This is a genomic window from Streptomyces sp. NPDC043896, assembly GCF_056435605.1.
In genome coordinates this window covers 1-10020 of sequence record NZ_JBWKEE010000049.1, presented here as the reverse complement: position 1 = coordinate 10020, position 10020 = coordinate 1, and the positions used below count along the sequence as shown (strand labels likewise).

Below are 10020 nucleotides of genomic sequence, written 5' to 3'. Positions count from 1 at the left end.
CCAAGGGCGACCCCGGCACCCCCGGCGGCCCGGCGGGCCCCAAGGGCGACCCCGGCAAGGACGGCAAGCCCGGCCGCGACGGCAAGAACGGCAAGAACGGCCGCGACGGCAGGGACGGGCAGCCCGGCAAGGACGGGATCCAGGGACCCAAGGGCGACCCCGGCACCCCCGGCGGCCCGGCGGGCCCCAAGGGCGACCCCGGCAAGGACGGCAAGCCCGGCCGCGACGGCAAGAACGGCAAGGACGGGAAGCCCGGCAAGGACGGCGCCCCCGGCCCCCAGGGCCCCCAGGGCCGTCAGGGTGACAAGGGCGAACGGGGCGAGAAGGGCGACCCCGGCAAGCCCGGCGGCCACTGCAAGAAGTGCGACGGCCACCACGGCAAGGACGACCACCACGGCAAGGGCGGCAAGGGCGACCACAAGGCCGCCCCGAAGGCCCGCATCGTCACCTCCGGCCACGGCCTCGGCATCCGCTCCGGCCCCGGCACGGGCTACAAGAAGACCGGCAAGATCCCGGCCAACACCGTGGTGAAGCTCCAGTGCAAGGTCAACGGCCAGAAGGTCGGCGACAATTCGATCTGGTACAAGCTCGCCGACGGCCGCGGCTGGATCGCCGCCCGCTACGCCCTGAACCTCAACAAGGTCCCGTACTGCTGACGGCACCCACGCCGTACGGCCGGACATGACGAAGGCCCCGCAGCCAACCGGCTGCGGGGCCTTCGTCACTGGCCGCGTACCGGAATCCGGTACATAATCGGTACCGGATTCCGGTACCGGCACGAGGGAGTGCGGCCATGCCCATAAGCGCCAGCGAGGCACGCAAGACGCTGTTCCCGCTGATCGAACGCGTCAACAACGACCACACCCCGGTACGCATCAGTTCCAAGAACGGCGACGCCGTCCTCATGTCGGCGGAGGACTACGACTCCTGGCAGGAGACCGTCTACCTGCTCCGCTCGCCGGCGAACGCCCGCCGCCTCATGGAGGCGGTCGCGCGCGACCGGCAGGGCGCGGCCACCGTCGCGAAGAGCATGGAGGAACTGCGGTCCCTGGCCGGTGAGGAGTGAGGAGCGTTCACTTCGACCCCGACGCCTGGGAGGACTTCCTCTACTGGCTCGCCGCGGACCGGAGGATGGCCAAGCGCGTCACCCGACTGGTCGGCGAGATCCAGCGAACGCCCTTCGAGGGCATCGGGAAGCCGGAACCGCTCAAGGGCGACCTGTCCGGCTACTGGTCCCGCCGGATCGACGACGAGCACCGCCTCGTCTACCGGGCCGACGACAAGGAAGTGAAGATCCTCAAGGCCCGGTACCACTACACCGACTGACACCGGACATGACGAAGGCCCCGCAGCCAACGGGCTGCGGGGCCTTCGCCCACATGGGATGAGTGGAGATGGCGGGAATCGAACCCGCGTCCAACGGTGCAGAAGCAGGGCTTCTCCGAGCGCAGTCCGCTGCGATTTTCTCGGCCCCGGAGATCACACGGACAAGTCTCCGACGGGCTCAGTCACTGTTTGGTTTCCCTCCAACCCCCGTGACCGGGGCTAGAGGTTTAGATCCCTAGTTGACGCCAGGATCCGGACCGGGACCACTTCCGGGCTGACGCTCCTCACAGAGGCTTCAGCTCACTGTTATTAGGCAGCGAGGGTGAAGCGGGAGTTATCGCTCTTGGTGTTGGCGATTATTTTTTGCGACATGTGGTTAGCGAGATCATTGCCGCTTCCTCGGCTCGCTTCCCCTGCATCGACAGCCGCTGTCGAAACCGATCATCCCCATGTTGTCACTCTTGAGTTGTTGGATACCGCTCAAGCCGCGCCGACCCCGAGGGGGCGGTGCTGAACCCCATGGTACGCGAAGTGGACCACCGGGTGCCAGGAGATTAAACCGTGCCCCGCTGCTTGCGGCGGACCGCCGAGATGGCCCGCTGCGTCTCGCGCGTGTCCTGCTTCTCGCGCAGCGTCTGGCGCTTGTCGTACTCCTTCTTGCCCTTCGCCAGCGCGATCTCGACCTTCGCCCGGCCGTCCTTGAAGTACAGGGACAGCGGCACCACCGTGTGGCCCGACTCGTCGGCCTTGCGCTCCAGCTTGTCGATCTCCTCCCGGTGCATGAGGAGCTTGCGCTTGCGGCGGGCGCTGTGGTTCGTCCACGTGCCCTGGCTGTACTCCGGCACGTGCACGTTGTACATCCAGACCTCGCGGCCTTCCACCGACACGAAGCCGTCCACCAGCGAGGCGCGGCCCTGGCGCAGGGACTTGACCTCGGTGCCGGTCAGGACGATCCCGCACTCGTAGGTGTCGATGATCGCGTAGTCGTGCCGCGCCTTCTTGTTCTGGGCGATCAGCTTGCGCCCTTTTTCCTTAGCCATAGTGCGGTCATTTTCGCACTACGACCCCACCCCGAGGCCACCCAATACCGACCGCGCCCGCTCCTCCGCCCCGTCGCCCGCCGCCAGGTCCGGGGTGATCCCCCCGCCGTCGAGGCTGCGGCCCGCCGGGGTGCGGTACGTGCCCACCGTCAGCTCCGCCACCGCGCCGCCCGGCAGCTCGGTCGGCATCTGCACCGACCCCTTGCCGAAGGTGCGGCTGCCCACCGTCACCGCGCGGCCGCGGTCCTGGAGGGCGCCGGTGACCAGCTCGGCCGCGCTCATCGTGCCCCCGTCGACCAGCGCCACCAGGGGCCGGGCGGTGTCCCCGCCCGGGTCCGCGTACAGGGCGCGCTCGGAGCCCCGTACGTCGTACGTCGCCACGAGCCCGCCGTCCAGGAACGCGGAGGCCGCCGTCACCGCCTCGGTGACCAGCCCGCCCGGGTTGCCGCGCAGGTCCAGCATCACCCCGCCGCCGGGCGGGGCCGCCCGGACGGCCGCCCTGACCCGCTCCCCCGAACCCCGGGTGAAGGAGGCCACCTTGATCACGGTGATGCCGCCCGCGAGGCGGCGTACGGTCACCGGCTCGGTACGCAGCTCCGCGCGCCGGACGGTCTCGGTGAGGTCGGCGCCGTCCCGGCTGAGGCCGAGGACCACCGGGGTGCCGGCCTCTCCGCGCAGCAGGGCCACCACGTCGGCCACGGCGAGGCCGGTGACGCTCTGGCCGTCCACGCTCAGCAGCCGGTCCCCGGCGCGCAGTCCGGCCCGGTCGGCGGGGCTGCCGGGCTGGACCCGGTCGACCTCGATGCGGCCGCCCTGACGGCGTCCGGCCCAGAGCCCGACACCGGTCCAGCGGCCGTCGAGTTCCTCGGCGAAGGCGGCGTACTCGCCCCGGTCGTAGACGGTGCCCCAGCGGTCGCCGCTGCGGCTGACCACCTCCTGGGCGGCCTTCTTGCCCGACTTGCCCTCGGCGACGGCCTCGGCGGCGGCCCGGGCGACGGCTTCCCGGTCGGCGGTCCCGGATCCGCTTCCGGGGCCCTCCCGAGGGTCCGGGCCGGGTTCGCCGGCGCTGGCCGCGAAGAGCGGGCGCGGCTCGTCCGCCTCGCGGGGGGCCCAGCAGCCGGTGCCCGCGGCGGTGCCCACGGACACGAGGAAGACCAGCGTCAAGACGGCCCCGCGACGCGGGTCGCGGGGCCGGGGACAGAAGGCGGGCAGACCCGGCATGCGGCCGAGTCTAGGACAAGCCCCGTCGCGGCACGTCTGGTTGACGGCAGACCGCACGAGGCGCTCGTCATACCTTCAGATACTTGCGCAGCGCGATGAACGCGGCCAGCGAGGGCATCAGCAGGCCGATGACCAGGACCAGCGGCAGCTTGGTGAGGACCGCGTCCCAGCCGATGAAGTTGATCAGCTGGAGCTTCTCGCGGAGCGCGATGCCGTGGTCGATGACGAAGTACTGGCCCGTGCCGAGCATCACGCAGGCGAAGACGGCCCCGATGAGGCCGGCCACGGCCGCCTCCATGATGAACGGCACCTGGATGTAGAAGCCGGAGGCGCCCACCAGCCGCATGATGCCGGTCTCCCGCCGACGGCTGAACGCCGAGACGCGCACCGTGTTGACGATCAGCAGCAGCGCCACGATCAGCATGACCAGCATGATGCCGAGGGCCGCCCAGTTGAGGGTGCCGAGCAGGGCGAAGAGGTTGTCCAGCTCGGTGGACTGGTCGGCGACCGACTGGACGCCGTCGCGCCCGGCGAAGGCCGAGGTGATGACCGCGTACTTCTCCGGGTTCTTCAGCTTGACCCGGAAGGAGTCGGGCATCTGGTCGGGGGTGACCACGGAGGCGAGGGCGGTGTGCCCGAAGCGCTCCTTGTAGTGCTTGTAGGCCTCGTCCGAGGACTCGTACATGACGGTCTGGACGAGGTCCATCTTCCTGAGCTCGGACTCGATGCCCTGCTTCTGCTCGGGGGTGACGGCCCCCTTCGAGCAGGGCCGGGCGCTGCCGGCCGGGGCGGCGGCCGCCGGGGCTCCGGCGGCGGCGCCGGGTGCGGCGGCGCCCGCCGCGTCGAGGGCGTCGTTCTTCGTGCAGAGGTAGACGGTGACGTTGACCTTGTCGTACCAGTACCCCTTCATGGCGCTGACCTGGTCGCGCATGAGCAGGGAGCCGCCGAACAGGGCCAGGGACAGGGCCACGGAGATGATGACCGCGAAGGTCATGGTGAGATTGCGGCGGAGGCCGACGCCGATCTCCGACATGACGAACTGGGCGCGCATGACGTCTCAGGGACCTTTCAGTGCTGGTAGCCGTAGACGCCGCGCGACTGGTCGCGCACGAGCCGGCCCTGTTCGAGTTCGATGACGCGCTTGCGCATCTGGTCCACGATCTGCTGGTCGTGCGTGGCCATGATGACGGTGGTGCCGGTCCGGTTGATCCGGTCCAGGAGCTTCATGATGCCGACGGAGGTCTGCGGATCGAGGTTGCCGGTCGGCTCGTCGGCGATCAGCAGGGCGGGGCGGTTGACGAAGGCGCGGGCGATGGCGACGCGCTGCTGTTCGCCGCCGGACAGCTCGCCGGGCATGCGCCCCTCCTTGCCGCCCAGGCCGACCAGCTCCAGGACCTGGGGGACGGCCTTGCGGATCTCGCCCCGGGGTTTGCCGATGACCTCCTGGGCGAAGGCGACGTTCTCCGCGACCGTCTTGTTGGGGAGGAGGCGGAAGTCCTGGAAGACGGTCCCCAGCTGGCGCCGCATGTGCGGGACCTTCCAGTTGGAGAGTTTCGCGAGGTCTTTTCCGAGGACGTGCACCTGGCCGTGGGTCGCCCGTTCCTCGCGCAGGACCAGGCGCAGGAAGGTGGACTTGCCGGAGCCGGAGGAGCCGACCAGGAAGACGAACTCGCCCTTGGCGATGTCGAGGGAGACATCTCTGAGTGCGGGCCGGTTCTGCTTCGGGTAGGACTTGGAGACGTTGTCGAATCGGATCACGGGAGCACCACGGTCGCCGGGAGTAGGTGACGGTGACCATACGCGACCGGACGGCGGGTGGGGACCCGTCATCCGTAGTTGCCCGATTTATCCCCGGGGCTGGAGGAGCCGGACCGTGATTGCCCGGACGGGCCGCGCCGAATGTCGGCGGAGCTGGCACAGTGGTAGGGGGAACGGCTTCCGTCCCCGTGCCGTTAACCATGACGAGGGGACGAGAGGAGGAGCGCATGACATATGACCGGCTCGTGTGCGCGAACTGCGCCGCACCCGTCAGCCAGGGCCGCTGCCCGGTGTGCCGGGCGAACCGGGAGCGCCTCCAGCAGGAGGGCCCCTTCGCCGGGCTGAATCCGGCGGCACTCATCGCGCTTCTGGTGGTGCTGGTGGCCGCGCTGGCGTTGGTGGCACGTACGGCGTAGGCCGCGTCACGTCCCGATCAACACCGATCACCACACGGATCACACGTAATGGGGAAGGGCCCGGACACCAGCTGGTGTCCGGGCCCTTCCTCGGGTTCGTGCCGTGCGTGCCTTACGCGGTCTGCTCCTGCTGCTTGCGCCAGCGGATGCCGGCCTCCAGGAAGCCGTCGATTTCGCCGTCGAGCACCGCCTGCGGGTTGCCGACCTCGAATTCCGTCCGCAGGTCCTTGACCATCTGGTACGGGTGCAGGACGTAGGACCGCATCTGGTTGCCCCAGGAGCTGCCGCCGTCCTTGAGGGCGTCCATCCTGGCCTGCTCCTCCTGTCGGCGCCGCTCCAGCAGCTTGGCCTGGAGCACGTTCATCGCGCTGGCCTTGTTCTGGATCTGCGAGCGCTCGTTCTGGCAGGAGACGACGATGCCGGTCGGGATGTGCGTGATGCGCACGGCCGAGTCGGTGGTGTTGACGCCCTGGCCGCCGGGGCCGGAGGCGCGGTACACGTCCACGCGCAGCTCGGACTCGTCGATCTCGACGTGGTCGCTGGTCTCGACGACCGGCAGCACCTCGACGCCCGCGAAGGAGGTCTGGCGGCGGCCCTGGTTGTCGAAGGGCGAGATGCGCACGAGGCGGTGGGTGCCCTGCTCGACGGAGAGGGTGCCGTAGGCGTACGGGGCCTTGACCACGAAGGTGGTCGACTTGATGCCGGCCTCTTCCGCGTACGAGGTCTCGTAGATCTCCGTCGGGTAGCCGTGGCGCTCGGCCCAGCGCAGGTACATGCGCTGGAGGCGCTCGGCGAAGTCGGAGGCGTCGACGCCGCCGGCCTCGGCCCGGATGTTGACCAGGGCCTCGCGCTCGGCGTACTCGCCGGAGAGCAGGGTCCGGACTTCCATCTCGTCCAGTGCCTTGCGGACGGCGACCAGCTCGGCCTCGGCCTCGGCGAGGGTGTCCGCGTCGTCCATTTCCTGCGCGAGGTCGAAGAGGACCGCGAGGTCGTCGATACGGCCGCGCAGGGTCTCGGTCTTGCGGACCTCGGCCTGGAGGTGTGAAAGCTTGCTCGTGATCTTCTGGGCGGCTTCCGGGTCGTCCCACAGGGACGGCGCGGCGGCCTGCTCCTCGAGCACGGCGATTTCTGCCCTCAGCTTGTCGAGGTCCAGGACGGCCTCGATCGACCCCATGGTCGAGGAGAGGGACTTCAGCTCTTCGGAAACATCGACGACTGCCACGGGTCAAGCCTAGCCGGTCCTCGGGCGGCACTGTCCGGTCAGGCCGGTTCGGACCGTACAGAGGAGCGTCGATACGGGCGTACGCTCCTCGTATGACCGTTCTACTCGTGAAGCGTCGCCATGTGGACCACATGCGTGTCACGACCACGAGCTGTCTGCCGCCGGACCCCGCACAAGCCTGATCCACCCCGATCCGACTTCGGTCCTGTACGCGGCCGTGCTGCCCCGGCGCCATCCCTGCCGGCGGACCGCCCCACCCGTATGCCCCGCCATCTCTGGGGCACAGGACCCTGTGACATCCGAAACGGAGTCGTCATGCCGTCCGCGCACCCCTCTTCTTCCTCCTCCACCGCTGCCGCCGTCGAGGCCTCCGCCTCCGCCGAAGCCCCCGCCTCCGCCCCCTCCGCCGAGCCGTCCGAGCCCGCCCTCGCCGTCATCGACCTCTCGCGGGCGGACGACCCCGCCGAGCGCCCCGACTTCCTGAAGCAGCTGCACGCGGCGGCCCGGGACACCGGCTTCCTGTACCTGACCGGACACGGCATAACCGAGGCGGAGACCGCCCGCATCCTGGATCTGACCAGGGCTTTCTTCGCACTCCCGGAGGCCGACCGGCTGTCCCTGAGCAATCTGAACTCCCCGCACTTCCGGGGCTACACCCGCATCGGCCACGAGCTGACCGGCGGTGCCTCCGACTGGCGGGACCAGCTGGACGTCGGCGCGGAGCGGCCGGCCCCGGTGCTGGGGCCGGAGGACCCCGCGTACCTGTGGCTGGAGGGGCCCAACCAGTGGCCGGCGGCGCTGCCGGAGCTGAAGGAAGCGGTCCTGGGCTGGCAAGAGCGCCTGGCGGGAGTGGCGCACCGGCTGCTCCGGGAGCTGCTGGCCTCGATCGGCGCTCCCCCGGACTTCTTCGACGCGGCCTTCGCCGACCGCCCGCACCTGCACACGAAGCTGATCCGCTACCCCGGGTCCGCCCCGTCGGGCGCCGACCAGGGCGTCGGAGCGCACAAGGACTACGGCTTCCTGACGCTGCTCCTCCAGGACACGGTGGGCGGGCTTCAGGTCGTCCGGGACGGCGGGTACGTCGACATCGAGCCACGGCCGGGGGCGTTCGTGGTGAACCTGGGCGAGCTGCTGGAGATCGCCACCGAGGGGTACCTGAGGGCCACCGACCACCGGGTGGTCAGCCCGCCGGAGGCGGTGGAGCGCTTCTCGGTGCCGTTCTTCTACAACCCGCGGCTGGACGCGGTGGTGGAGACGGTCCCCGGGGACTACCTGCGCTCGGCTCCGGGCGTCGCGCACGACGCGTCGAACCCGCTGCACGCCGAGTACGGCCGCAACGAGCTGAAGGGCTGGGTCCGCGCCCACCCGGAGGTCGCCCGCCGCTGGCACCCGGAACTGACCTCGGTGTAGTCGGGTCCGGGCGCGCCGGGCGGGGCCCGGCCGGCGCGCCTACCGGGGCTGGGACGGGGCGGCTACCGGGGCTGGGACGGGGCGGACTGGCGGCCCTTGCCGTCGCGCGGCGGGGGCGCCGGGTCGTCGCCGGAGACGGCGAGCCAGCTGCCCAGGCCCACCGCCGTCACCAGGGCCAGCGCCGACGCGGAGAGCACCAGGCGGCGCTTGCGGACGGCCTCGGCGCGGTGCCGGGCGGAGCCGGGCCGGTGTCCGCCCGCGGGGCGCGGTACGCGGGCGGTGCCCAGGGCGCCGCCGGCCAGCTCGTCCGGGCCCGGGACCCGCATCGAGGTGTGGGTGTCCCGGTTGGAGTCCGTGGCGGAGCCGGGGACCAGCGGGACCACGCCCCGCCGGCGCACGGGGTCGGCGGCGGTGTCGGGTTCCCGTTCGGGCTCGGGCTCCGGGTCGGCGTCGTCCGGCTCGTCCACGTCGAGCGGCGGCATCCCGGCCAGCATCGGCAGCAGGTCGCGCAGCCGGGCGGACAGCTCTGAGGCGCGCAGCCGGGAAGCGGGGGCCTTGGCCAGGCACTGGACCATGAGCTGCCAGAGCTCGTCGGGGATGCCGGGCAGCGGGACCACGGTCTCGGTGACGTGCCGGCGCAGTACCGCCCCGGGGTGGCCGCCGCCGAAGGGGGTGAAGCCGGCCAGGAGCTCGTACAGCACCGTGGCGAGGGCGTATATGTCGACGGCCGCCCTCGGCGGCAGGCCCTCCACTATTTCCGGGGCCAGGTAGTCGGGGGTCCCGATGATGCGGGTCGTGGGGGTGGCGCTGCGGGCGCCGGTGGCCCGGCGGGGTGTGTCGATGAGCTTGGCGACTCCGAAGTCGGTCAGCAGCGCGGGGTGCGCGCCGCCGGGGCCGAGCGGTCCCTGCATGTCGAGCAGGACGTTCTCGGGCTTGACGTCGCGGTGGACGACTCCGGCCGCGTGGGCGGCGGCGAGCGCGTCGGCGACGTCCGCGACGATGGCGACGGCCGCCTCGGGGGCGAGCCGGCGTTCGCGGTCGAGGCGCGTGCGCAGGTCCGTGCCGCGGACGAGGTCCATGACGAGGGCGAGGTCGTTGCCGTCGACGACGAGGTCGCGGACGGAGACGACGTGCGGGTGCTCCAGTCCGAGGAGCGCGCTGCGTTCCTGGACGAAGCGTCCGACCAGTTCCTGGTCGGAGGCGAGGTCCTCGCGCAGGAGTTTGACGGCGACGGGGCCGTCCGGACCTTCGCCGAGCCACACCGTGCCCGCGCTGCCGCGGCCCAGGATCTGGTGGGCGGTGTACCGGCTGCCGATCTTCCGTGCCACGACTGCTCCCTCAGCGGCTGGCGTAACGGACCAAAGCTACGCGGCCGAATGGGGGTTGAGGTCGCCGGATCGCGGCGACCTTCACTTCTGCGGGCGAAATCACGTCCTGGATGTCGACAAATCCACAAGGTCGGCGCTACGGGAGGGTCCGGCGGGCCCTCGTGAGGGCTCGCCGGACCTCTCCGCCGGGTCTCTCGCCGGGCGGGCTAGATGAATGAGTCCGATGTCTTCAGTGGTCGTAGGCGATCAGTGATCGTTTGACGGGGGCGCCGGTGGTCCAGTTGTGCCAGATGCCGGCG

The 10020-nt window shown here is 70.8% G+C and carries 11 protein-coding genes and 1 other RNA gene; 5 read left to right on the top strand and 7 right to left on the bottom strand.

From position 1 onward, the window contains the following. The 3 genes from AC069X_RS37030 to AC069X_RS37020 form a co-directional block, all read left to right on the top strand. On the top strand, positions 1 to 656 hold a 656-nt coding region (locus tag AC069X_RS37030; RefSeq protein WP_478735949.1), incomplete at its 5' end, for an SH3 domain-containing protein. A gap of 137 nt (positions 657 to 793) precedes the next feature. Further along, a complete protein-coding gene (locus AC069X_RS37025) occupies positions 794 to 1066 on the top strand; it encodes a type II toxin-antitoxin system Phd/YefM family antitoxin (RefSeq protein WP_478735947.1) in 273 nt (90 codons plus the stop codon). Then, positions 1063 to 1326, top strand: a complete 264-nt coding sequence (locus tag AC069X_RS37020) for a Txe/YoeB family addiction module toxin (RefSeq protein WP_478735945.1) — start codon at positions 1063 to 1065, stop codon at positions 1324 to 1326. Before AC069X_RS37025 ends, AC069X_RS37020 begins: the two co-directional genes overlap by 4 nt. 60 nt (positions 1327 to 1386) lie before the next feature. Here the strand turns inward: AC069X_RS37020 and ssrA are convergent. The 5 genes from ssrA to ftsE all read right to left on the bottom strand — a co-directional run bounded on the left by ssrA (position 1387) and on the right by ftsE (position 5345). Next, positions 1387 to 1775: a transfer-messenger RNA gene (ssrA, locus tag AC069X_RS37015) on the bottom strand. Between the two features lie 105 nt (positions 1776 to 1880). Beyond that, on the bottom strand, positions 1881 to 2366 hold the full coding sequence (smpB, locus tag AC069X_RS37010) for an SsrA-binding protein SmpB (RefSeq protein WP_285346256.1): 486 nt from the start codon (positions 2364 to 2366) through the stop codon (positions 1881 to 1883). Positions 2367 to 2384: 18 nt separating this feature from the next. Next, positions 2385 to 3587, bottom strand: coding sequence for a S41 family peptidase (locus AC069X_RS37005; RefSeq protein ID WP_478735943.1), 1203 nt, complete (start codon positions 3585 to 3587; stop codon positions 2385 to 2387). Positions 3588 to 3654: 67 nt separating this feature from the next. Next, positions 3655 to 4638, bottom strand: a complete 984-nt coding sequence (gene ftsX / locus AC069X_RS37000; protein ID WP_478735941.1) for a permease-like cell division protein FtsX — start codon at positions 4636 to 4638, stop codon at positions 3655 to 3657. A 17-nt stretch (positions 4639 to 4655) separates the two neighbouring features. Beyond that, a complete protein-coding gene (gene ftsE, locus AC069X_RS36995; RefSeq protein ID WP_007264414.1) occupies positions 4656 to 5345 on the bottom strand; it encodes a cell division ATP-binding protein FtsE in 690 nt (229 codons plus the stop codon). 227 nt (positions 5346 to 5572) lie between these two features. Here ftsE and AC069X_RS36990 point away from each other — a divergent pair, with 227 nt between their 5' ends. Continuing rightward, positions 5573 to 5761: a hypothetical protein gene (locus tag AC069X_RS36990; protein WP_361607818.1), complete on the top strand. Its 189-nt coding sequence runs from the start codon at positions 5573 to 5575 to the stop codon at positions 5759 to 5761. A 112-nt stretch (positions 5762 to 5873) separates the two neighbouring features. Here AC069X_RS36990 and prfB read toward each other — a convergent pair whose 3' ends face one another. Further along, positions 5874 to 6983, bottom strand: a complete 1110-nt coding sequence (gene prfB, locus AC069X_RS36985) for a peptide chain release factor 2 (RefSeq protein WP_478735935.1) — start codon at positions 6981 to 6983, stop codon at positions 5874 to 5876. A gap of 315 nt (positions 6984 to 7298) precedes the next feature. Between prfB and AC069X_RS36980 the strand changes: the two genes are divergently transcribed. Continuing rightward, positions 7299 to 8393: an isopenicillin N synthase family dioxygenase gene (locus tag AC069X_RS36980; RefSeq protein WP_478735933.1), complete on the top strand. Its 1095-nt coding sequence runs from the start codon at positions 7299 to 7301 to the stop codon at positions 8391 to 8393. 62 nt (positions 8394 to 8455) lie between these two features. On the opposite strand, the gene AC069X_RS36975 is transcribed toward AC069X_RS36980, so the two are convergent. After that, positions 8456 to 9721 carry a serine/threonine-protein kinase gene (locus AC069X_RS36975; RefSeq protein ID WP_478735931.1) on the bottom strand — a complete coding sequence of 422 codons (1266 nt, stop codon included), beginning with the start codon at positions 9719 to 9721 and terminating at the stop codon, positions 8456 to 8458. Positions 9722 to 10020 lie beyond the last annotated feature (299 nt).